The 23115-nt window shown below is 74.1% G+C and carries 20 protein-coding genes; 10 read left to right on the plus strand and 10 right to left on the minus strand.

Annotation, left to right across the window (positions count from 1 at the left end):
• Positions 1-10: 10 nt before the first annotated feature.
• Positions 11-622, minus strand: coding sequence for a 30S ribosomal protein S4 (gene rpsD, locus AC07A6_RS18085; RefSeq protein WP_351885499.1), 612 nt, complete (start codon positions 620-622; stop codon positions 11-13).
• A 55-nt stretch (positions 623-677) separates the two neighbouring features.
• Here rpsD and AC07A6_RS18090 point away from each other — a divergent pair, with 55 nt between their 5' ends.
• Complete coding sequence (locus AC07A6_RS18090) at positions 678-1580, plus strand: DUF2470 domain-containing protein (protein ID WP_478777695.1); 903 nt, start codon at positions 678-680, stop codon at positions 1578-1580.
• A 4-nt stretch (positions 1581-1584) separates the two neighbouring features.
• Here AC07A6_RS18090 and AC07A6_RS18095 read toward each other — a convergent pair whose 3' ends face one another.
• Together AC07A6_RS18095 and AC07A6_RS18100 are read right to left on the minus strand one after the other, a co-directional pair.
• Positions 1585-2265, minus strand: a complete 681-nt coding sequence (locus AC07A6_RS18095; RefSeq protein ID WP_362472976.1) for an HNH endonuclease family protein — start codon at positions 2263-2265, stop codon at positions 1585-1587.
• Positions 2266-2346: 81 nt separating this feature from the next.
• Positions 2347-2835 (minus strand): SRPBCC family protein, encoded by a 489-nt coding sequence (locus AC07A6_RS18100; protein WP_478777696.1) that lies wholly within the window; start codon positions 2833-2835, stop codon positions 2347-2349.
• A gap of 134 nt (positions 2836-2969) precedes the next feature.
• On the opposite strand from AC07A6_RS18100, the gene AC07A6_RS18105 reads away from it, so the two are divergent.
• Positions 2970-3155, plus strand: a complete 186-nt coding sequence (locus AC07A6_RS18105; protein ID WP_125815414.1) for a DUF5999 family protein — start codon at positions 2970-2972, stop codon at positions 3153-3155.
• A 160-nt stretch (positions 3156-3315) separates the two neighbouring features.
• On the opposite strand, the gene AC07A6_RS18110 is transcribed toward AC07A6_RS18105, so the two are convergent.
• Both AC07A6_RS18110 and AC07A6_RS18115 read right to left on the minus strand, forming a co-directional pair.
• A complete protein-coding gene (locus AC07A6_RS18110; protein ID WP_478777697.1) occupies positions 3316-5457 on the minus strand; it encodes an ATP-binding protein in 2142 nt (713 codons plus the stop codon).
• Positions 5458-5535: 78 nt separating this feature from the next.
• Entirely contained in the window at positions 5536-6504 is a 969-nt protein-coding gene (locus AC07A6_RS18115) for a fibronectin type III domain-containing protein (RefSeq protein ID WP_478777698.1), read from the minus strand.
• A 239-nt stretch (positions 6505-6743) separates the two neighbouring features.
• Here AC07A6_RS18115 and AC07A6_RS18120 point away from each other — a divergent pair, with 239 nt between their 5' ends.
• From AC07A6_RS18120 to AC07A6_RS18145, 6 genes are all read left to right on the plus strand, one after another.
• A complete protein-coding gene (locus AC07A6_RS18120; protein ID WP_478777699.1) occupies positions 6744-8333 on the plus strand; it encodes an ABC transporter substrate-binding protein in 1590 nt (529 codons plus the stop codon).
• Between the two features lie 65 nt (positions 8334-8398).
• Positions 8399-9364 carry an ABC transporter permease gene (locus AC07A6_RS18125; protein WP_478777700.1) on the plus strand — a complete coding sequence of 322 codons (966 nt, stop codon included), beginning with the start codon at positions 8399-8401 and terminating at the stop codon, positions 9362-9364.
• Positions 9357-10223: an ABC transporter permease gene (locus tag AC07A6_RS18130; RefSeq protein WP_478777701.1), complete on the plus strand. Its 867-nt coding sequence runs from the start codon at positions 9357-9359 to the stop codon at positions 10221-10223. The genes AC07A6_RS18125 and AC07A6_RS18130 overlap by 8 nt, the downstream gene beginning before the upstream one ends.
• Before the next feature lie 59 nt (positions 10224-10282).
• Complete coding sequence (locus AC07A6_RS18135) at positions 10283-11185, plus strand: ABC transporter ATP-binding protein (protein WP_478777714.1); 903 nt, start codon at positions 10283-10285, stop codon at positions 11183-11185.
• Positions 11178-11837: an ABC transporter ATP-binding protein gene (locus tag AC07A6_RS18140; RefSeq protein ID WP_478777702.1), complete on the plus strand. Its 660-nt coding sequence runs from the start codon at positions 11178-11180 to the stop codon at positions 11835-11837. Before AC07A6_RS18135 ends, AC07A6_RS18140 begins: the two co-directional genes overlap by 8 nt.
• Positions 11838-11966: 129 nt before the next feature.
• Entirely contained in the window at positions 11967-13538 is a 1572-nt protein-coding gene (locus AC07A6_RS18145; RefSeq protein ID WP_478777703.1) for a hypothetical protein, read from the plus strand.
• 43 nt (positions 13539-13581) lie between these two features.
• Here AC07A6_RS18145 and AC07A6_RS18150 read toward each other — a convergent pair whose 3' ends face one another.
• From AC07A6_RS18150 to AC07A6_RS18165, 4 genes are all read right to left on the minus strand, one after another.
• Entirely contained in the window at positions 13582-17868 is a 4287-nt protein-coding gene (locus tag AC07A6_RS18150; protein ID WP_478777704.1) for an nSTAND1 domain-containing NTPase, read from the minus strand.
• The gene (locus AC07A6_RS18155) at positions 17865-18254 is read right to left on the minus strand and encodes a CU044_2847 family protein (protein WP_478777705.1); all 390 of its coding nucleotides are present in this window, start codon (positions 18252-18254) and stop codon (positions 17865-17867) included. The genes AC07A6_RS18150 and AC07A6_RS18155 overlap by 4 nt, the downstream gene beginning before the upstream one ends.
• 152 nt (positions 18255-18406) lie before the next feature.
• On the minus strand, positions 18407-19330 hold the full coding sequence (locus AC07A6_RS18160) for an ion transporter (protein ID WP_478777706.1): 924 nt from the start codon (positions 19328-19330) through the stop codon (positions 18407-18409).
• Between the two features lie 243 nt (positions 19331-19573).
• Entirely contained in the window at positions 19574-19978 is a 405-nt protein-coding gene (locus AC07A6_RS18165) for a DUF5997 family protein (protein WP_362463704.1), read from the minus strand.
• Positions 19979-20036: 58 nt separating this feature from the next.
• Here AC07A6_RS18165 and AC07A6_RS18170 point away from each other — a divergent pair, with 58 nt between their 5' ends.
• Both AC07A6_RS18170 and AC07A6_RS18175 read left to right on the plus strand, forming a co-directional pair.
• Entirely contained in the window at positions 20037-20849 is an 813-nt protein-coding gene (locus tag AC07A6_RS18170; protein ID WP_478777707.1) for a LysR family substrate-binding domain-containing protein, read from the plus strand.
• Between the two features lie 72 nt (positions 20850-20921).
• A complete protein-coding gene (locus AC07A6_RS18175; RefSeq protein ID WP_478777708.1) occupies positions 20922-22322 on the plus strand; it encodes an NADP-dependent succinic semialdehyde dehydrogenase in 1401 nt (466 codons plus the stop codon).
• An 11-nt stretch (positions 22323-22333) separates the two neighbouring features.
• Here the strand turns inward: AC07A6_RS18175 and AC07A6_RS18180 are convergent, their stop codons facing one another.
• The gene (locus AC07A6_RS18180; RefSeq protein WP_478777709.1) at positions 22334-22927 is read right to left on the minus strand and encodes a TetR/AcrR family transcriptional regulator; all 594 of its coding nucleotides are present in this window, start codon (positions 22925-22927) and stop codon (positions 22334-22336) included.
• Positions 22928-23115: the final 188 nt, after the last annotated feature.

Here is a 23115-nt window from a genome sequence, read left to right on the forward strand (position 1 = left end):
GGCCGCTGGATCAGCGGGCGTAGTACTCGACGACGAGCTGCTCGTCGCAGATGACCGGGATCTCCTTGCGGTTCGGGTCGCGGTCGAGGCGGAAGGCCAGGGCCTTCAGGTTGACCTGCAGGTAACGCGGGGTCTCGCCCTCACCGGCGTAGCCACCCTCGCGGGCGACCTGGAAGGGGTGCTTCTCGCGGCTGCGCTCGCGGACCGTGATGACGTCGTCGGGACGCACGCGGAACGACGGCTTGTCGACCTTGGCGCCGTTGACCTCGATGTGGCCGTGGACGACCATCTGGCGGGCCTGGTAGATGGTGCGGGCGATGCCGGCACGCAGGACCAGGGCGTCCAGACGACGCTCGAGCTCGACGACCAGCGCCTCGCCCGTCTTGCCCTCGGCCTTCTTCGCGCGGTCGTACGCGCGGGCCATCTGGCGCTCGGAGATGTCGTACTGGGCGCGCAGACGCTGCTTCTCGAGCAGACGGACCTTGTAGTCCGAGTTCTGCTTGCGGCCACGGCCGTGCTCGCCCGGCGGGTAGGGGCGGGCCTCGAAGTACTTGACGGCCTTCGGCGTCAGGGCGATGCCGAGAGCGCGAGACTTCTTGACCTTGGGTCGCTTCTGGTTCACGGGGAACCTACCTCCATGTAAGTTAGGTGAGGCTTACCTTAGCGAGGAGGACGTAATGTCTCGACCACATGGGATCCCCCTGCCCAGTGCGCGCCGCAGTTCGGATTCAGACGAAAAAGAATCCGCTTGCGCCGACGATAAGCAAGGTCAGCCGCGTCCCAGGGAAGGCGTTCGGCAGCTCACCGGAGCCGAACGCGTACGAACCCTCGTAGAGTCCAACGCCTCAGTATCCCTCACGCTGCCGGATGCTTTTGACCAGGCGGAGTGGTGGACAGGGGTGCCGGCCGCGCGGACCGTCACCCCGGACGGGGACGTGATCCTCCTGGTACCAGGGGAATCCGCGGCTGCCAGGGCTGCCGCTCACGCCCAGGACGACGACCTCACCGCCGTGATCGAGATCACGGATGTGGCGCCGGTGTCCGTGCCCCATCGTATCCGAGCCCGCGCCCGCCTCACCGGGTGGCTGACCCCGGTCCGCGGCGACGACCGCGCGGTCTGCGCGGCGCTGCTCGCGGAGCGGCACCCGGTGGGCGAGCTGCTGGGCCTGGCCGAGTCGCAGGACCCGCCGTACACCGGCCGCCCCGCCTGGATGATGCTGCGCCTGGAGGTCGGCGAGATCACGCTGGACGACCTCTGGGGCGCCGAGCAGGTGGACCCCGACGAGCTGGCGGGGACCGAGCCCGACCCGCTCGCCGCCCACGAGACGGAGCTGCTCCAGCACCTCGCCTCCGCCCACGCCGACCGCGTCGCCGACCTGTGCGGGCTGCTCGGCTCCCGGGAGGCGGCCGGCCTGACCGCCGTCCCGCTAGCCCTGGACCGCCTCGGACTGCGCGTGCGCTTCACCGCCGGCTCCGGCCGGTCCTCCTTCGATGCCCGGTTCGACTTCCCGGAGCCGGTGGCGGACGTCTGCGGCCTGCGCCGTGCCATGCGCGCCCTGTTCGCCGCGGCCGCGCGGTGACGTTTCAGCGGGGGCACGCCGCCAGCAGCTCCTGGAGCGCGAGCTTCTCGGGCGGCGTGACGGACAGCCGGTACTTGGCCTTGATGCCGGTGTAGCGGCGCCCGTACTCGCACCAGTAGGCCTGCCGCGGCGGCCGCCACTTGTCGGCCGTCCGACTGCCCTTGTCCTGGTTGGTCTGCTTGTCGACGGCGAGCAGCACGTCGAGGTCGTTGGCGTACTCCAGCCTGCGCTGCGGCGTCCAGGCGTACGCGCCCGCCCGCCAGGCCGCGCCCAGCGCGACGACGTGGTCGGTCTGGATCTGCGAGGCCCGCCGGTAGGAGTACGGGAGCTCCTTGCCGGTGTACGGGTCGTGCAGTACCCCGGAGACCACCACGCAGGGGTTGCGGTCCCCCTCGCGCAGCTCGGAGAGGTCCCTGCGCAGCACGTCGTCCCGGGTGTCGCAGCCGTTGCGCCCGCCGACGGCGTCGGTCTCGTCCGACCAGTACCGGCCGAACTCCTCCCTCTTGTACGTCTGCCAGTTCCTGCCCCACTCGACCGGCAGCCCGGCCAGCTGCACCTCGGCGGTGGTCCTGTCCGGGGGGAACCCCGCCCCGGTGAGCGGCACCGGCCGGTGGGTCACATCCGCGTTCTGGCACCCGGCGGCGAGCAGCACGGCGGCGACGACGACGAGTGCGCGGCATCCCATGCCCGGACCCTAGGCCCCCCACACCCCCCGGGCCACCGCTGCGCGGGCCGTCCCCTACCCGCCCTTCACCCGTTCTCGCCCTCAAACGCCGGGCGCGGCTACAGACACGGCGCTACCGCGCCCGGGGGGGGGGGGGGGGGGGGGGGGGGGGGGGGGGGGGGGGGCGCCCCCCCCCCCCCCCCCCACCAGGGGGTCCAGGACGCGGGGGAGGGGGCGCAGGCGCAGGTCCTCGCGCCAGTGGACCTCCGTGCCCCCGGCGGGGAGCGGGCGGAGCTCGATCTCGGCCCAGCCCGTCACCGCCCTGCCGCGCTTCTCCAGCCGGACCAGGTCCGGGGGCTCCCAGACGACGACCTCCATGGTGTCGTCCAACGTGATGCTTCCCACTCCCGTGCGCGCCGTGAAGCGCGTTCCGGCGCGCGTCGGCGGCTCCGTCTCGATGATCGTCCGGGTCAGCGGCACCTGTTCGCCGTGGCGTTCCCAGTCCGTCAGCCGCCTCCACACCTCGGCCGGCGGGAGGGGCGTGCGGCGAATGATCCGGATAACGGGCATGAGCGCATGGTAAGCGGGCATACACACCCTGAACTGGACGTCGAATATGGCTTCCGCCGGAGGGCGGCGATCGGTAATACTCACCGCCACCGTGGATCGTGGGTTCGACCGGGTGACCACCGGCCTTCCCGCCCCACACTGCGAGGAGGTGCGCCATGTGCTCCCACCAGCCCCCCTGCCCGCCCGCCGACAGCGCCGACCACGAGGCCGCGCGCGTCGTGGCCTCCCATCCCGAACAGGGCTGGAGCCTGCTCTGCAACGGGGTGGTCATCTTCGACGACACCGGTGAACTGCTCCCCGAAGGCCGGACGGTGGAACCCCGTCGCCCGGCGCTGGTCTGAGCGAGGAGGCAGCATGCGCCAGCAGCTGATCCGCAAGCCCGTCCCCAAGCCCGCCCCCCGAGACCTGGACCTGCGCACACCGTCGGGCAGACCCCTCCCGTACTGACGGGAGCCCAGGCATTACGCGGCCCGCCGGCTGCCACTCGGTCGCAAGACGCGGTCAGCCGGTGGGTGCCGCCGCACCACCCCGGAACGCGGTCTCGTACGCCGCGTCGCCGATCGCCGCCCTGGCCTGCCGCTCGCCCTGGTCCCGCAGGGCCGTCAGCGAGGGCGAGCCCATCTGCGGCCTGCCCACCGTGCGCCACCAGGCGTGCCCGGTGCCGAGCAGCCGCGCCGCCAGCTCCCCGTCACCGAGGGCCGCCACCGCCGCCGCGAGCAGGTCCAGGCCCAGCGCGATGCCGAAGCGGTCGCCCAGCAGCCGTTTCCCGGACAGCATGGCCCGTACGTGCCGCGCGGCCTCGCCGTGCTGGCCGAGCCCCAGCGCCGCGACGGCCAGCACGTAGTCCGCGTACGCCCGCAGCCAGCGCTCGCCCAGGTCCGCGCACGCCTCGCGCAGCCCGTGCGCCTCTTCGGTGGCCTCCTCGAAGCGCCCGAGGTCGCACAGGGCGTACGCCGTCACCAGCCGGCACAGCAGCCGGCCCGGCCCGTCGGCCCGCCCCTCGTGGGACTCCCGCGCCCGGGGCCCCGCCAGCGCGAGCGCCCCCGCCGGGTCGCCCGGCATCAGGATCGACACCCCCCGCAGGTAGGCGGCGCGCAGCCGCCGCTCCGGGTCGGCGAGCAGCGCCGCCGCCCGGACGCACTCGGCGCCCATCGCCTGGGCCCCCTCCATGTCGCCCTGGAGCAGCATCGTCAGCCCGAGCGCCCACTGTGCCTGGACCCGGGCGGCCCCCGGTTCCGGGGCCGCGCGCAGGGCCCGCTCCAGGAAGCCCCGGCCCTCGTGGACGTGCCCGCACGAGAACCAGAAGAACCACAGGGCCCCGGCCATCTCCAGGGCGGCCGAGGGGTCCGTGCCGAGCAGGTGCTCCAGGGCGGTGCGCAGCTGCGCGTGTTCGGCGCTCGTCCTGCGGTACCAGTCCAGCTGGCCGGGCCCCAGCCAGCCCCGGTCGGCGGCCCCGCAGAGGGCGGCGTACCAGTGGGCGTGGCGGTCCGCGACGGTCCGCACCTCGTCCAGCTCCGCGAGCCAGTCGTGGCCGAACTCCCGGATGGTGTCGAGCATCCGGTAGCGGGCCCCGGCCCCGCGCTCCCGGGAGCGCCGTACGACGGACTTCGCGACCAGCCCCTCCAGCACCCGCTCCACCCGCGCGGCCGGCAGCGGCCCGCCGGCGCACACGGCGCGGGCGGCGGCGATGTCGAAGTCCCCGCTGAACACCGAGAGCCGCGCCCACAGCAGCCGTTCCACCGGCTCGCACAGCTCGTGGCTCCAGCCGATCGCGGTGCGCATGGTCTGGTGCCGGGGCGGGAGTGCGGCGCGGGTGCCGGACAGCACCTCGAAGCGCGTACCGAGGCGCTGGGCCATCTGCTCCAGGCTCCACAGCCGCATCCGGGCCCCGGCCAGTTCCAGGGCGAGCGGGATGCCGTCCAGCCGGCGGCACACGTCGGCGGCGGTCCGGGACCGCGCGGGGTCGGCGAAGACGGCCGAGGCGGCGGGGCTGGCGGCGAGGGCGCTCGCCCGGAACAGGGCGAGGGCCTCGCTGTCGGGCCCCTCGCAGGGCAGCGGGCGCACTTCGAGGACCGTCTCGCCGGGGGAGTCGAGCCGTTCGCGGGAGGTGGCCAGGACCGTCAGGCCGGGTGCGGACTGCAGCAGTTCGCCCGCGAGGTGGCGGACCTCGGAGACCATGTGCTCGCAGGTGTCGAGGACGAGCAGCAGGGCCTTGTCGGCCATCCACGCGCACAGTTCCTCGTCGAGGGGGTGCACGGAGTGGTCGGCGAGGCCGATGGCGTGCGCGACGGTGGTGGTCAGCAGTGCGGGGTCGCGCAGCGGCGAGAGTTCCACCCACCAGATCCCGTCGGGCCAGGCGCGGCCGGGGCGGGGGCCGGCCGGGTGGGGGGCCCGGCTGCGGCGGGTGGCGGCGCGCAGGGCGAGCCGGGACTTGCCGACGCCTCCGACCCCGGTCAGGGTGACCAGTCTTCGTTCGCCCAGGAGGTCTTCTAGGGTGCCCAGTTCGTCCTCGCGGCCGATGAAGCCGGCCGTTTCCGGGGGCAGGTTGCCCGGCAGGTGTCCCGGGGCGGTGGCCGGGTCGGGTGCGGGGTCCCCGCACGCGGAGTCTGCCTGATTGTGGTTGACCGAGTACTCACCGAACACGGATGTATTGTGCGCGATCTTCTTTCGCGGGGTCTGCCGTTCGGGACGGATGGTCCCCCGGGGGCGGGCCGGCCGGGGTCAGCCGGCCAGCAGGATCCGCCGTTCCTCGGAGAAGGCGCCCCAGTTGCCGTCGGGCAGCCGGGCGCGCAGTTTCACCGTCCAGATCGTCCCGGCCGGCTCGGTGGTGGTGAGCCGGTAGGAGGCACGGCCCTCGGGGACGGCCCCGGCGCCGAACTGGATGACGGTGACGGGCCGGTCGTTGACGTAGAGCTGGTACTCGCTCGTCCTGCGGCCGGTGCCGGGCGCGGTCCAGGCCAGCTCCACCGCGCCGGGGGACGCGGCGGCGGTGAACGAGCCGGGGGCCGTGTCCGGGGCCTGGCCGGGGTCGGCGGGGGTGGTCACCGCCACCGGCGGGCCGTCCGGGGAGGAGTTGTCGGAGCCGTCGCGGGCGCGGACGGTGAACACGTAGGCGGTGCCCGGCTGGAGCCCGGTGACGGTGGTGGAGCCGTCCGTGCCGGCGGCGGTGTGGACGCGGACCCCGGCCTGGTAGACGTCGTACGCGGTCACGCCGGTGTCGTCGGTCGCCGCGCCCCAGCTGAGCCGGGCCCCGTGGGGGCCCTCGGCGCGGCCCGTGGTGGTGGGCGGGGCGGTGGGGGCCTGGTGGTCCTCCGCCTTGGCGGCCGGGGTGGTCACCCCGGCGGGGGCGCTGAGCGGGGAGCGGTTGCCGGCGGCGTCCTTGGCGCGGACGGCGAAGGTGTACGCGGTCCCCGGGGCGAGGCCGGTGATGTCGGTCATGGTCTTGTCGGCGGGGAGTTCCCGGACCAACTGGCCGCCCTGGAACACCTGGTAGCCGCTGACCCCGTCGGCGGTGGCGGGCGTCCGCCACATCACGTGGACCGAGGTGGCGCTGCCCGCCTGCGCGGTGAGCCCGGTGGGGGCCGGCGGGGGCCGGGTGTCGCCGTCCGCGCCGCACGCGGCCAGGGCGGCGGCCAGACCGAGGGCGAGCGCCGCCGCCCCGGCGCGGCGCGGGGAGGTGGTGCCTCTCACGGGATGTCCCTTCCGCCACGGGTCCGCCGCCGATCCGCCGTCGGTCGGGGCGGGTCCGCGATGTGCCCTTGATTGGTCTAGACATATATGGCACGGGCGGGGCGGGCCCACAAGGCCCCGGGGCCGGCGGCTGTGCCCGGAGACTGCGGTCTGGGGCGGTTCGTCTTCATCTGCTCTCGTCTGGCAGTATTGCGATCTCTTTGCAATAACGGATGATTTTGAACAGGGATGTGCACAGCATGACGGCCCGGACAGTACGGGGAGCGGCCGGCGCGACGCTCGCCACCGCGCTCATCACGGGCCTGGCGGCCTGCTCGAACCCCTCGGGGGCCGCCTCGCCGGCGGATTCCGCGGTGGTCGGCATCGCGACCGAGCCGGAGAGCCTCAGCCCCCTGCTCGGCTACGGCAAGGACGGCAACTCCAAGATCTTCGACGGGCTGCTCACCCACGACGCGGACATGAAGCTGAAGCCCGCGCTCGCCGAGGCCCTGCCCGAGGTCTCCGCGGACGGCCGCACGTACACGTACAAGCTGCGCCAGGACGTGAAGTTCAGCGACGGGGAGCCCTTCACCGCCAAGGACGTCGAGTTCACCTACCGGACCATCCTCGACCCGAAGACCAACAACGCCTCCAAGACCGAGCTGGACGCCGTCGAGAGCGTCACGGCCCAGGGCGCCGACAAGGTCGTCTTCACCCTCAAGTACCCCTACGCCCCGTTCGCCGAGCGGACGGTGCTGCCCATCGCCCCCGAGCACGTCGCGGGCCGCCAGGACGTCAACAGCGGCGAGTTCACCACCAAGCCCGTCGGCACCGGCCCGTACCTGCTGACCGGCTGGTCCAAGGGCGAGAAGATCAGCTTCCGGGCCAACCCCCACTACTGGGGCGGCGAGCCCGCCGTGAAGAAGTTCACCATGGCCGTCGTCAAGGACGACGACGTCCGAGCGACCCGGCTGCGCGCAGGAGAGCTGGACGCCGCCATCCTGCCCCCGAACCTCGCCCGGGGCTTCGCGCAGGACAAGGCGCGCAAGACGCTCGCCGCCAAGACCTTCGACTACCGCAACGTGACCCTCCCGACGCACCACCCCGTCACCGGCGACGTGGCCGTGCGCCGGGCGCTGGACATCGCCGTCGACCGGCAGGCCATGGTCGACAAGCTCCTCGACGACGCGGGCAAGGCCGCCTACGGGCCCGTGCCCACCGACAGCCGCTGGTTCACCCCGGGCACGGAGCGCCCGTACGACCTGGAACGGGCCAAGCAGATCCTCGACGAGGCCGGCTGGAAGACCGGCGGGGACGGCATCCGCGCCAAGGACGGGGTCCGCGCCTCCTTCCCGCTCTGGTACACCTCCGGCGACAAGATCCGCCAGGACCACGCGCTGGCCTTCGCCTCCGACGCGAAGAAGGCCGGCATCGAGGTCAAGACCGAGGCCGGGACCTGGGAGGTCATCGAGCCCCGGATGAAGACCGACGCCGTCCTCGCCGGCGGCGGCTCCCCAGCCGACCCCGACTTCGACCAGTACCAGCTGCTGACCTCCTCCCTCGCGGGCGACGGCTTCAACAACATGGCCCAGTACGCCAACCCGGCCGTCGACCGGGCCGTCGCCGACGGCCGCACCAGCGGCGACCCGGCCGCCCGCAAGGCCGCCTACGACACCGTGCAGCGCGAACTCGTCCAGAACCCGGGCTACGTGTTCCTCACCCACATCGACCACCTCTACGTGGTCAACGACAAGTGGGAGGGCCCCTCCACCCAGGTCGAGCCGCACGACCACGGCCTCGGCTCCGGCCCCTGGTGGAACGTCGAGAGCTGGAAGCCGAAGCAGAAGTGACGTTTCCCCGCTGTGCGGGGCGCGGCCGTCCGGGCCGCCGTCCCGGCCTCCCGCCCTGGGGGCCGATGGCCCGGATGGCGGGACGGCGGACCCTGTCCGCCGTCCCCGTCCTCCTCGCCGTCACCTTCGGGGTCTTCGCCGTCGCCGCACTGTCCCCCTTCGACCCCGTGAAGGCCTACGCCGGCACCGCCGGACTCACCGCCTCCCAGGCCGAACTCGACCAGCTGCGCGCCAACCTCGGCGTGGACCGGCCCTTTCCCGCCCGGTGGTGGGACTGGCTCACCGGCGCGCTCACCGGCGACCTCGGCGACTCCGCCGTGATGCGCCAGCCCGTCGCTGACGTCATCGCCGAACGCCTGGGCTGGTCCGCGCTCCTCGCCGGCTGCGCCTTCGCCGTGGCCGTCCTGCTGGGCACGCTGCTCGGCGTGCTCGCCGCCCGCCGGCAGGGCCGGGCCCTGGACCGGGCCGCCTCCGGCCTCGCGTACACCCTGGAGGCGGCCCCCGCCTTCTGGCTCGGGCTGCTCGCCGTCTGGTTCTTCTCCGTACGCCTCGGCGTCCTGCCCTCCGGCGGGCTCACCGACGCCGCCGACGACACCGTCACCTTCTCCGGCGTCGCCTCCCACCTGGTGCTGCCCGCACTGGTCCTCGGCATCTCCCAACTGCCCTGGTTCTTCCTCTACGTACGCCAGGGCGTCGCCGACGCCCTCGCCGAGGACCCCGTACGCGGCGCCCGCGCGCGGGGCCTGTCCGAGCGGCGCGTCCTGCTGGGCCACGGGCTGCGCTCCGGCATGCTGCCCATGCTCACCCTCATCGGCTCCCGCGTCCCGGAGCTGATCACCGGCGCCCTGCTGGTCGAGACCGTCTTCAGCTGGCCCGGCATCGCCGCCGCCACCGTCACCGCCGCCACCTCGGTGGACTTCCCGCTGCTGGCCGCGCTCACCGTCCTGGCCACCGCCGCCGTACTCGCCGGCAACCTGCTGTCCGACCTGCTGTACGGGCTGGCCGACCCGAGAGTGGGCTTCGATGGCTGACACCGCCTGGCGCCGGCACGGCCCGGACCGACGCTCCACCCGCACCCTGCGCGTGCGCACCGCGGCCGCCGTCACCGCCCTCCTCGTCCTCGCCGTCCTGCTGGTGCCCCCGCTGGTACGGCTCGACCCGCAGGCCGTCGACCTCTCCGCGAAGCTGCTGCCGCCCTCCTGGCGGCACCCCTTCGGCACCGACGACCTCGGCCGCGACCTGCTGCTGCGCTGCGTCCACGGACTGCGCGTCTCCCTGCTGGTCGGCGTGGTCGCGGCGCTCGTCGCCACCGTCCTCGGCACCGGCGTCGGCGCGGCCGCCGGAGCCCTCGGCGGCCGCACCGACCGGCTCCTGATGCGGGCCGTCGACGCCCTCTCCGCCATCCCGCACCTGCTGCTGGGGATCTTCATCGTGGCCCTGTTCCGGCCGGGTGTGTGGCCGGTCGTGGTGTCGGTCGCGCTCACCCACTGGCTCTCCACCGCCCGCATCGTGCGCGCCGAGGTGCTCTCGCTGCGCGGCCGCCCCTACGTGGACGCGGCCGTCTCCGGCGGCGCCTCCCGATGGCGGGTCACCGTCCGCCACCTGGTCCCGGGGGTGCTGCCGCAGGCCGGACTGGCCGCGGTGCTGATGATCCCGCACGCCATGTGGCACGAGTCCGCCCTCTCCTTCCTCGGCCTCGGCCTGCCCGCCCACCAGGCCAGCCTCGGCACCCTCGTCCAGGCCGGCCGCGGCTCGCTCCTCGCCGGCGACTGGTGGCCCACCCTCTTCCCCGGCCTGCTGCTGATCGTCCCCACCCTGGCCATCGCCGGCCTCGCCGGCGGCTGGCGCGACCGCCTGAGCCCCCGCCGCCGCTCGGAGCTGAACCTGTGACCCCGAACCCCGCACCCGCCGCCGGTGGCGTCCTGCCAGACGTCCTGCGCGTCGAGGGGATGTCCGTCCGCTTCCGGATGAGCGGCGGACGGTACGTCGAGGCCGTCTCCGACGCCGCGTTCCGCCTCGGACCCGGCGAATGCCTCGCCCTCGTCGGCGAGAGCGGCTGCGGCAAGTCCGTCCTCGCCTCCGCCCTGCTCGGCCTGCTCCCCGGCAACGCCGAGACCGCCGGATCGGCCCGCCTCGGCGACGGCCTCGACCTGCTCGCCGCCGACGAGAAGACCCTGGCCCGCACGGTACGCGGCCGCCGCGTCGGCCTGGTCCCGCAGAGCCCCGCCGCACACCTCACCCCCGTCCGCACCGTCCGCTCCCACCTGGAGGAGACCGTCCGGGAGCTCACCGGCACCCGCCATCCGCGCAAGGCCGCCGAAGCCGCGGCCGCCCGCGCTGCCTTCCCCGCGAGCCACCTCGACCACCACCCCCACCAGCTCTCCGGCGGCCTCGCCCAGCGCGCCGCCACCGCCCTCGCCCTCATCGGGGACGCGCCCCTGCTCCTCGCCGACGAACCGACCACCGGCCTCGACCGGGACCTCGTGGAACGCACCGCCGACGAACTGCGCGCCCACACCCGGGACGCCGGCCGCGCCCTGCTGATGATCACCCACGACCTGGCGGCCGCCCAGCGCATCGCCGACACCGTCGCCGTCATGTACGCGGGCCGGATCGTCGAACTCGCCCCCGCCGACACCTTCTTCGGCGCGCCCGGCCCCCGCCACCCCTACGCCCGGGGCCTGCTCGACGCCCTGCCCGAGCGGGCCTTCACCCCGATCCCCGGCGCCCCGCCCGAGCTGGGCGACCTGCCGCCCGGCTGCGCCTTCGCCGCCCGCTGCGCCCTGGCCGACGACGCCTGCCGGGCCGGACGGCCCCCGCTGACCGAAGGGGTGGCCTGCCACCGTGCTTGAGCTCAAGGGCATCACCGCCGGCTACGACCGCCGGGGCCCCGTCGTGCGCGACGCGCACCTCGCGCTCCACCCCGGCGAGGCCCTCGGGCTGCTCGGGCCCAGCGGCTGCGGCAAGTCCACCCTGGCCCGGGTCGCCGCCCTGCTGCACCGGCCCGACCGGGGGACGGTGGCCTTCGACGGCCGCACCGTGACCGGCTTCCGGCACCGGGCCCCGCGCTCCCTGCGCACCGGAGTCGGCGTGGTCTTCCAGCAGCCCCGTCTCTCCGCCGACCCCCGCCTCAGCCTGTACGACCTCGTCGCGGAACCGCTCCGCGCCACGGGCCGGCGTACGGAGGCCGAAGCGGCCGTCGCCGGGCTGGCCGACCGGGTCGGCCTGGGCGCCGGCCTCCTCGCCCGGCGCCCCCACGAGGTCAGCGACGGCCAGCTCCAGCGCGCCTGCCTGGCCCGGGCGCTGGTGCTGCGGCCGCGCTGGCTGGTCTGCGACGAGATGACCGCGATGCTCGACGCCTCCACCACCGCCGCCCTGGTCGGGGTGGTCGAGGAGTACCGGAAGGAGACCGGAGCCGGCCTGCTGGCCGTCGGGCACGATCCGGTACTGCTCGGCCGCTGGTGCGACCGCACGGCGCACTGGAACGACATCGCCGACGGCTGATCGACTGTTGCGCCTTCGTGAATCATCCGGCTCCTCCATGGACTCCTCGGGCAGTGCGATCTAGCGTCTGGCGGCGGCGCGATGTCAGACGCAACGTCAACAACACTGAGGAGCAAGGAGGATGACCGGATGTTCCGAAGAGCGCTGAACTGCGCCGCGGTCCCAGCCATCGCCGCCCTGACGGTGATCGGCGGGATCGCCCCCGCCGCCCAGGCCGAGGAGATCCCCAAGGCCCCCGGCCACCGCCTGGTCAGCCACTACGAGGGCGGACCCGCGACCGCCGCCCCGCTGCCGGGCGAGGCCCCGCCGCAGCACCCCTTCCTCGCGCCCAACGGCCGCAGCGGCATGCACTCGGACGCGGCGGGCAGCGCCACCTCGCCGTGGTCCGGCCCCCTGGGGAAGAACCCCCAGGTCACCAGCGAGAAGATCGCCGCCCTCGGCGGCGAGTGCGCCACCGCCACCTTCGACGCCGGCGGCCGCCTCGTCACCGTCTGCGGCACCTTCTCCGGCTTCAAGGTCAAGCTCCTGGAGCCCCGGACGCTCGCCACGCTCGCGGAGTACCAGCTCCCGCAGCGCTCTTCCACGGTCGAGGCGATCACCTCGCTCGACTTCGCGAAGATCTTCAAGGACACCTCGGGCGGCGCCTACTTCTACCTGGACGACCAGGACCGCGCGGTGCTGGCCGACTCCCGCCAGCACGTCCTGCGCCTGTCCCACTCCCAGAACCCCGACGGGAGCTGGAAGTTCACGGTCGACGACGACTGGGACCTCACCGGCCACGTGCCGCACGACTGCGTCAGCTGGACCAACCTCCGGCCCAGCGGCACCTGCGACCCCGTCACCTCGGTCATGCCCGACTGGAACGGCCGCATCTGGTGGGTCACCCGCCAGGGCCGCGTGGGCACCGTGGACCCGGCGAGCGGGCAGATCCGGTCGATCCGGCTGGAGGGCGAGGAGATCCAGAACTCCTTCTCCGTCGCCGAGGACGGGGTCTCCATCGTCACCGACCACGCCCTGTACAGCTTCCGCACCCGCGCCGACGGCATCCCCGAGGCCCAGTGGCGCCAGACGTACGACCGCGGGACCGGGACCAAGACCGGCTCCGTGAACCAGGGTTCGGGCACCACCCCGGACCTCTTCGGCAACGGCTACGTCGCCATCACCGACAACGCCGACGACCGCATGAACGTCCTGGTCTACCGGCGGGGCGCCGACGTCCCCGCCGACCGGCGGCTGGTGTGCAAGGTGCCCGTTTTCGGATCCGGCGCCTCGACCACCGACAACTCCCTGATCACCTGGGGCAACAGCATCATCGTCGAGAACAACTACGGGTACGAGAACCCCACCTCGCTGCTCCTGGGCAAGTCGGTCGTCGGCGGGGTCAGCCGCATCGACGTCCGGGCCGACGGCAGCGGCTGCGACACGGTGTGGGAGAGCGCGATCCGCGCTCCCTCCGTGGTCCCCAAGCTCTCCACCGCGAACGGGCTGCTCTACTTCTACGAGAAGGAGCCCAACTTCTGGGGCATCGACTCCTGGTACCTCACCGCGGTCGACTTCCGCACCGGTGAGCGCCGCTGGCGGCAGCTGACCGGCACCGGCCCCCTGTACGACAACAACTGGGCGCCGATCACCCTCGGCCCCGACGGCACGGCGTACGTCGGCGTGTTCAACGGCATCGTCGCGGTCCGCGACGGCGGCTGACGCCGCCCGTGCCCGAGCCTCCGCCCGCGCCCCGGGCGGGGGCTCACTTCTTGAGTGCGGCGCAGGCGTCGGAGCGGCTGCCGGGGGGCATGAGGCCGCGTTCGCCGTCGGTGAGGGGGCGGGCGGCCAGGTCGCAGGCGCGCTTGCGCCAGGTCTCCGGGTCCAGGGGCAGCACCTCCACGGACGAGCCTTCCACCCAGGCGAGCTTCGTGCCGTCCGCCGACCAGTTGCCGGTGGCGCCGTAGCCAGGGGTGAAGCGGTACTTCTCGATGCCCTTGGCCACGTCCCAGAAGGTGAAGGAGTTGACCGTGCCGACCGTGCTCAGCGTGGCCGCGTCGGGGAAGCCGTTCAACCAGCGGACCCCTTGGTGGGCGAGGGTCCTCGTCGGCTCCTTTCCCTCCACGTCCCGGATTTGCAGGCGGCCGTCCTTGGTCAGGACCGCCAGCCTCCGGCCGCTCGGGTCGAAGAGCATCTGGCTGACGCTGCCGTCGCCCTCATCGACAGGGACGGTGGTGCCCGACCCCTTCTCGAAGTCCCACAACTGGATCCCGTCGTTCGTGGTACGCAAGACCGCCTGCCGGTGGCCCGGGCGGGCGGCGGCGAAGACGGACGAGGCGGCGTCCGAGACGTCGATCCGGTCCTGGGCCGACGGCTGGTACGTCTGGCCTGCGGTCCTGCCAGTCCGCAGGTCCCAGCGGGACACGTAGGACACCGCCGAGATCACCGCGTGGTCGTCCCCGTCGAAGGAGACGCTGACCCAGGCCGGTGTGAGGCCCGTGAGTACGTCCGCGCGCGCCGGGTCGATGCCCGGGGGAGCGGGCAGTCCGAGGCGCCGTACCTCGGTGAGCGGGGACCCGTCCCCTGCCTTCAGGTCCCACACGAGGACGCCGAGGCCGTCGGCCGTGACGGTCAGCAGCCGCTTGCCGTCGGGGCTGAACGCGGGGTAGAGCCGTGCGAGCGCGGCCGAAGGGCGAAGCGCCGCCAGCTGGCGGCGTGTCGCGAGGTCCCACAGGCGCAGAGTCGCGCCGTCCGCGTCGACACTGACGACGCGGCCGTGGTCCACGTCCACGCTCCGGACCAGGCTGGTGAGCATGGCGCTGTCGAAGGCGGTCGGCCTGGGGACTTCGGCGACGACGACCGTGCCTCCGGCGCTGATCGCCACTTTCATCGCGTCGGGCGGGCCGGCGAGGCTGATGGCCGGCTGTGTCACGGAGCCCGCGACGAACTCGTCCTGCTGCGCGGCGGCGGGCAGGTCGAGCGTGGCCGGCAGCCCTTCCTGGAGGTCCAGCACCAGGCACCGGTAACGGCCCATACTCGCACCGAACCGCTGTACGGGGTTGAGCAGGAAGCGGCCGGTACGGTCGAGCCGGGGCACGAACAGGGGGCAGACCAAGCCCAGCTGGCTCGTCGTGTACTGCCGTTTCACCTTGGGCTGACCGGTCAGATCCCAGGCCTGGAGAACGCCGTCCGAGGTGCAGCGGACGAGGGTGGAGCCGTCCGCGCTGACGGTGACGGGACCGGCTTCCTGACCGCCCCAGGACTGTTCGTCGAGGCGTCCGTCGGAGAGCTGCCAGCGCACGAGCCTGCCGTTCGCTCCGGCGGCGGCCCCCTCCTGGACGATTCGGCCGATCACGGTGTCGCCGTCCGTACCGAACCAGGCGTTCGCGACGGTCCAGCCCGAGGGCGGGACGAGCGTGCCCCCGACCTTCGTCCCGGCAGCGGCCTCCCACACCGAGATGCCCTCTTGCGGAACGGCTGCGAGCAGTCGCCGGGCCGAGGCGTCGAAGCGGAGGTCGAGGGCTGCCCGGGCGTTGTTGCGGGCTTGGTCGGCACCACGCAGTTTCACCGTCCGCCAGCTGTCGTCGGATTGGCGGATACCCACCGTGATGATGCCGTGGGGGCTGGAGGCCGCAAGAGTGCGGCCATCGCCCGAGGCCGTGATCAGCCGGGTGATGCCCTCCCGGAGGCCGGAGAGACGCGGAGGACCCGCACCGAGGTCGGCCCCCAGGGTGTCGCCGGAGGAAAGGCCGATGGTGACGCGTCTGCCGTCCTCGCTGAGGACCGTGTTGCGGACCTCGCCCCTGCCCTCCACCACGATCCGGTCGACCTGCCGCATGCGCACGTACTGCTCGAACAGGGCCGTCTGAGACTCGGGTTCCGGGGAGGTGCGGTACGCGGCGGCGCTCATCAGGGCCGACGTTCCGAGCGAGACGTCGTCCAGGCGGGTCGCCAGCTGGGCGAGCTGCGGGGACGCGCCGCGCCGGAGGTCGTCGTCGAGCTTCCCGTTTGCCCCGTAGAGCATCCAGGAGACGACGAGGGCGACGGACAGCAAGAGGCTCAGCGCCACGATGCCCGCCCGCTTGAGCCGCCCGGCCTTCCTGGCCTGGGCCGCCTCCTCGGCCCGCCGGTCCAGCCCCGCTCCCAGGAACTCCCGCTCGTCCGCCGAGAGTTCGTCCCCGCGCAGCCCCGTCTGGGCGACGGCCGCGTCCAGCGGTGCGCCCGTCGGCAGCTGGTCGCGGGGCCGCCCCAGTTCCTCCCAGCGGTCCAGGTCGCGCCGGAAGCCGGCCCGCCACGTGAGGAACTCCCGGTCCTGTGCCACCCGGCGGGCCAGCGTGGGCCAGGCTCCGATCAGCGCCTCGTGGGCCAGTTCGACGGTCTGGCCGCGCTCCGGGTCCCCGCCGACGACGAGGATCCGCCGCTCGGCGAGCAGGCCGGCGATCCGCCACCGCTCCTCCCCGGCGTCGGCCCGGCTCAGCACCCCGCGCAGCGGGGCCTCGCCGCCCGGAGCCATCCTGACCAGCGCCGTCAGCAGCCGCAGGGCCTCCTCCTCGTCGGCCTCCGCGACACAGGCCCGCCAGGCCGCCTCCGCGTGCCGGCCCAGGGCGCCGCGCACGCCGCCGATCTCCTCGTACGAGGCGAAGCGCAGCCGGCCCAGGGCCTGTTCGTCCCACAGCCGCGCCAGTACGAAGCCCAGCAGCGGCAGGGCGCCCGGCTCGGCGCCGGCGTCGTCCAGCATCCGGGAGACCAGCCCGGGGTCGTACGAAACGGCGGGGATCCGGGCCAGCGGCCGCAGGATCACCTCGGACATCTGGGCCCGGGTCATGGGCAGCAGCGGCCGGACCGCCGCCCGGCCGAGGGCGGGGCCGAGGACGGGGTGCGCGAGGGCCGCCTCCAGGAAGTCGGCCCGGAGCGTGAGCAGCACCCGCAGCCCGGCGGGGTGCGGCTCGGGGAACAGCAGCGCGGCGGAGCCGTCGTCGCCGGACCGGCCCTCCGCGAGCAGCGCCTCGGCCTGGTCGAGTACGACGAGCAGCCGGCCCGCCCGGTCGCCGAGGGCCAGCCGGGCGGCAGTGGCCAGGCCGCGCCCGGCCAGCTCCTCCTCCAGTTCCCGCGGCCCCGCCGGCCCGCCGCCGAGGCGGGCCAGCTCCGCCGCGAGCGCCGTGCGGACCGGCAGCCCCTCGGCGGCCCGCACGACCAGCACCTCGTACCCCCGGGCGCGCAGCCGGGGGGCCACCCCGGCCAGGGCCAGCGAGGACTTCCCGCAGCCGGACGGGCCGACGAGGGCCACACGGGAGCGGGGGCCGCCGTCCAGCAGCCCGGCGACGTCCTCGGCCTCCGCGTCCCGGCCGAAGTACACCTCCGCGTCGGCCTCCTGGAAGGCGGCGAGGCCCCGGAACGGGGAGGCGGGGCTCAGCAGGGGGCCGAGCGCGGGGACCTCGGCGATCAGGGTCCGGGTGGGGATCACGAAGCTCTGCCGGTCCCCGGACAGCTGGGCGGCCACCACCATGCCGACCACGGCCCCGGCCTCCTCGTCCCAGACCGGGCTGCCGCTGAAGCCCCGGTCGACGGGGACGCCCTGCTGGTCGGCGCCCGACAGCTGCACCCAGTTCTCGGCGGTCCAGCCGCGCAGCCGGCCCGCGTGCCAGACGCCGCCCGGGAAGGCCGCGGGGAAGCCGGCCACCCGCACCGGGTGGTCCCAGACGCTCGTGGGCGAGGCCATGGCGAGCGCGCCCGCACCCGCGACGGGCGTCCCCAGCCGCAGCACCGCGATGTCCCCGGTACCGTCCGCACGCAGCGGAACCCAGTGCTCCACCTCGGCCGGGACCGGCCGGGAGGCACCCGACAGGGGGCGGTCCAGGGTCAGCACGCCCGTCGGCGCGGGGACCTGCGTACGGGGCGCGCCGAGCGCGTCGGCCACGACGTGCGCACAGGTCAGCGCCAGGCCGGGGGCCACCAGGAAGCCGACGCCGACCGGTCCGGCCGGGCCCGCGACCCGGACGATGGCGGAGCCGAGCAGGGCGTCCGCCTGCCCGGCCCCTCCGGCCGTCGTCATAAGGGGGTGTTCTGCGGGTCGCTCCGCGGGTCGCTCTGCGGGGCGTTCCGCGGGGCCGGGGAGTTCCACGTCAGGGTCACGCCGAAGTTGGCCTGGGTGGTGGTGCTGGCGATGACGATGTCCGCCTCGGCCGACAGCGAGACCCCGAACTCCAGGGTGATCTCGTCCGGCCGGTGGGCGAGCCCGCTGAGCCGCCCCACGAAGCTGTCGGCCAGCGGCCGGATGCTGTCCACCATCTCCCCGAAGGAGCGCGACGCCCGCGCGACGGAGCCGCCGCCGCGCCCGACCCGCGCCAGCGACTCGTCCACCTCGCGGATCTGCACCCGCAGCACCCCGTCGGTGCCGTCCCCCAGGGGGACCTCGACCGTACGCACCTCGGCACTCATGACCGCCCACCCTCCCCGTTGCCCAGCGGCTCGGTGTCGTGGGCAACTCTCGCACGGTGCGGGCGAGTTGGGGCAGGGGCCGGGGGTGCGGGCGCCGGGGATGGCCGAAACCCGGCCGCCCGGACCCCGGCGCCGGTCCCGGCCCGGGGCCGCTACCTGGCGGCTTCGAGCCGCCGGTCCGCCAAGAGCTCCGGTTCCGGGGCGGGAGGCGGTACCGACTTGGCCAGATCGAGGCTCGCCTCCAGGTCGTCCAGCGCCAGGCGGGCCGCGGCGATCCGGTCGCGGACCTCCTCCGCCGGGTCCATGGGGTTCGCCGCGCGCTCCCGGGCCCGCGCGTCCGCCTCCTCCATCTCCCGCGCCTCGTCCAGCGAGTTGAGCACGACCCCGATCAGGACGTTGACCAGGACGAAGGAGGCCAGCAGGGCGTACGAGGCGTAGTAGAGGATGCTGAACCGGGAGATCTCCAGCCCCGCCCGCACCGCGTCCGTCAGCCCGTCGAGCGTGGTCAGCAGGAACAGGGTGAGCGCGGCCCGCCCGATCGAGCCGTAGTGCTGCGGGTCGGCGGAGGCGAAGCTGACCCAGCCGACCATGGCGTACACGTACACCACCAGCGCGCCGACGAACAGGAAGCTGGCCGTCCCCGGCAGGCTGCGGCCGACCGCCAGCAGCAGGATCCGCAGGTGCGGCAGGAAGCGGGCGGTGCGCAGCACGCGGGCGAGGCGCAGCAGCCGCAGCACGGTGGTGTTCTCGCGCAGGAACGGCAGGAAGGCGGAGGTGACGATCAGCAGGTCGAAGATGTTCCAGGGGTCCCGGAAGAATGCTTTCGGCCGGTCGGCGTGGGCGCCCACCCGCAGCAGCATCTCCAGCGTGAAGAGGGTGAGGCAGGACTGCTCCGCGGCCTGGAGCGCCCGGCGGTGCTCGGAGGCCAGCCCGCTGTACGTCTCCAGGCCCATCAGCGCCGCGTTGAGCAGGATCACCGCGAAGACGCCCATCCCGAACGGAGGGGCCTCGGTGATGCTGCGGCAGCGGGCGGCAAGTCTCCTCCGGCCGGAACCGGCCGGCATGGGGTCCGTCATCGTGTCCCTCGTACTCGTACTCGTGCTCGTGCGGCCCGTGAGGCCGTGGTCGGCGTCTTCGTACGGACCGGCGCGGGGCGGGGGCGTGCGCGCCGGTCCGTACGTCCTGCTAACGCCTTACGGCCGAACGGGTTTCACGTGGTCACACGAAACGGACCCTTCCGGGGGCGCCTGGACGGCGAACGGCCGGGCCGGGGCCCCGAAGGGTCCCGGCCCGGCCGTCGTGTGCCGTGGTGGCGGGGCTCAGTCCTGCTTCCCGGCGCGCCGGGCCGCGTCCTGAGCCTGCTTCTCCTTGATCCGCACCGCTTCCTTGCGGACCTCGGCCTGGGTGGCGCGCTCCTTCTGCAGCCACTCCGGGTTGTCCTGCTTGATCGCCTCGATCTGCTCGGTGGTGAGCGCCTCGGTGACCCCGCCGCGCGCGAGACCGGCGATGGAGACGCCCAGCTTCGAGGCGACCACCGGGCGCGGGTGCGGGCCGTTGCGCCGCAGCTCCACCAGCCAGGCCGGCGGCTCGGCCTGGAGTGCGTTCAGCTCGGTGCGCGAGACCACGCCCTCCTGGAACTCTGCGGGGGTGGCCTCGAGGTACACACCCAGCTTCTTCGCCGCGGTCGCGGGCTTCATCGTCTGGGTGCTCTGGTGCGACGTCATGGGGTCAAGGGTATCGAGCATGTGCACTAGCTCCGACCACGACCGGTAGCCTTGGGGGGTGACAGGCTCGGATACACCCCCTTCGTTCCGGCTCGCCTATGTCCCGGGAGTGACGCCCACGAAGTGGGTGCGGATCTGGAACGAGCGGCTGCCCGACGTCCCGCTGACCCTCGTCGGCGTGCCCGCCGCCGAGGCGTTCGCCGCGCTGCGCACCAGCGAGGCCGACGCCGGGTTCGTACGGATGCCCGTGGACGGGGCGGACCTCAGCGCGATCCCCCTCTACACCGAGACGACCGTCGTGGTCGTCCCGAAGGACCACCTCGTGGCCGCCGTCGAGGAGATCACCACGGAGGACCTGGCCGACGAGATCGTGCTGCACCCCCTGGACGACGTCCTCGTCTGGGAGACCCTGCCCGGACGCCCCGCCTTCGAGCGGCCCGCCACCACGGCCGACGCCATCGAGCTGGTCGCGGCGGGCATCGGCGTCCTCGTCGTCCCGCAGTCCCTCGCCCGCCTGCACCACCGCAAGGACCTCACCTACCGGACGGTCTCCGACGCCCCCGCCTCGCGGATCGCGCTGTCCTGGCCGGAGGAGAAGACCACCGACCTGGTGGAGGAGTTCATCGGGATCGTCCGCGGACGCACCGTGAACAGCACCCGCGGCCGGCAGCCCACCCCGCCGCAGCCCAAGCAGCGCAAGGCCGCCGGGGGCGCCGGCGGCAAGACGGGCGCCAAGGCGGGCGGCGCGAAGGCGGGCGGCGCGAAGAGCGGCGGCGCCAAGCCCGCCGCCCGGTCGGGCGGCAAGCCCGCGGCGAGGTCGGGTGCCAAGCCCGCCGCCAAGCGGGGCGGCAAGCCGCGCGGGCGCCGCTAGACCCGGCGCCCGGCACGCACGACGGCCGGTCCTCGCGTTGCGGGGCCGGGGCCGGGCGGGCAAGGTCGGACCATGCCGATCGCCACCGTCAACCCCACCACGGGCCAGACGCTGCTCTCCTTCGACGCCCTCGACGCCGCCGGCATCGAACGCTGCCTGGACCTGGCCGCCCGCACGGCCGCCTCGTACCGGCGCACCTCCTTCGCCGAGCGCTCCGATCTGCTGAACTGTGCGGCGAACCTGCTGGAGGCGGAGGCCGAGGACGTCGCCCGCATCATGACCGTCGAGATGGGCAAGCCGCTCGCGGCGGCCCGCGCGGAAGCCGCCAAGTGCGTCAAGGCGATGCGCTGGTACGCGGCCCGGGCCGAGTCCCTCCTCGCCGACGAGCACCCCGCCGACGCCGACGTCCGCGACGCGGGGGCCTCGGCCGTGCGGGTCCGCTACCGGCCCCTGGGCGTGGTGCTCGCCGTCATGCCGTGGAACTTCCCGCTCTGGCAGGTCGTGCGCTTCGCCGCGCCCGCGCTGATGGCCGGCAACGTGGGCCTGCTCAAGCACTCGTCGAACGTCCCCCAGACGGCCCTGTACCTCGGTGAGCTCTTCCCCCGGGCGGGCTACCCGGAGGGCTGCTTCCAGACCCTGCTGATCGGCTCGGGCCCCGTCGAGGGCATCCTGCGCGACCCCCGGGTGGCGGCGGCCACCCTGACGGGCAGCGAACCGGCCGGACGTGCCGTGGCCTCCGTCGCGGGCGACGAGGTCAAGAAGACCGTCCTGGAGCTCGGCGGGAGCGACCCGTACATCGTGATGCCCTCGGCCGACGTCGCCCGGGCCGCGCGGACGGCGGTGACCGCGCGGGTGCAGAACAACGGGCAGTCCTGCATCGCCGCCAAGCGGTTCATCGTCCACACCGACGTCTACGAGGAGTTCGCCCGCCTCTTCACGGACGGCATGCGGGCGCTGACCGTCGGCGACCCCATGCAGGAGTCCACCGACGTGGGCCCGCTGGCCACCGAGAGCGGCCGCGCCGACGTGGAGGAGCTGGTCGACGACGCCGTGCGCCACGGGGCCACGGTCCTGTGCGGGGGCCGCCGCCCGCCCGGCCGCCCCGACGGCTGGTTCTACGAGCCGACGGTGCTGGCCGACGTCACCCCGGCGATGCGCATCGACCTGGAGGAGACCTTCGGCCCCGTCGCCACCCTCTACCGGGTGGACAGCCTGGACGAGGCCGTGGAGCGGGCCAACCGCACGCCCTTCGGGCTCAGCTCCAACGTGTGGACCCGGGAGGACTCCGACCTGGAGCGTTTCGTCGCCGAGCTCGAAGCGGGCGGCATCTTCGTCAACGGGATGACCGCCTCCCACCCGGCCCTGCCCTTCGGCGGGGTCAAGCGGTCCGGGTACGGGCGGGAGCTGTCCGGGCACGGCATCCGCGAGTTCTGCAACATCACCACCGTCTGGGAGGCCGCGGAGCAGGGGTGAGGGCCGGCCGGTCAGCCCTCCATCAGCCCCACGACGTGCTCGGTGATCATGTCGAGGATCGCCGCGGCGGCCTTCTCGTCGCCGAGGACCAGCACGCTCAGGGTCAGCCCGTCGGTCATGGCCGCCAGGTACCGGGCCAGGACGGGGGCCGGGGCCTTCGGGGCGAGCCCCATGTCCCGGCACAGCTGCCCGATCAGCTCTTCGTACGTCTGGCAGTACAGCTCGTACTGGCGGCGGGCCAGGTGCTCGAACCCGGGCCGGCGCAGGGCGTACTGGGTGAGCTCGTAGGTGAGCATGTGCTCGCCGGGCTGGGCGCCCACGTGGTCCCAGTACGCCTGGAAACCGGCCCGGACGGTCTCGCGGAGGGTGGGTTTCGGCCGGATCGCCTCCCTCACCACGGTGATGTAGTGCGCGGTGATCGCGTCGAGGACGGATTCCAGCAGCTCCTGCTTGGAGTCGAAGCAGTAGTGGAAGACGCTCAGGGACACGCCGGCCTCGGCGGCGATCGAGCGGGTCGTGGTCCGGGCGACGCCGTCGCGGGTCATCGCGCGGATCGCCGCCTCGGTCAGCTGGGCGCGCCGCTCGGCCGACGGCATACGGGGCATGGAACTCCTCGGGGTGGGGGCCTTGGGGTACGGCGGCGGGGGGGGGGGGGGGGGGGGGGGGGGGGGGGGGGGGGGGGGGGGGGGGGGGGGGGGGGGGGGGGGGGGGGGGGAGGGGGGGGGGGGGGGGGGGAGGGGGCCGAAAAAAAGGGGGGGCACCTCGCGGACCAGGGGGGGGGTAGGGGGGGGAG

The organism is Streptomyces sp. NPDC044002, assembly GCF_056434525.1.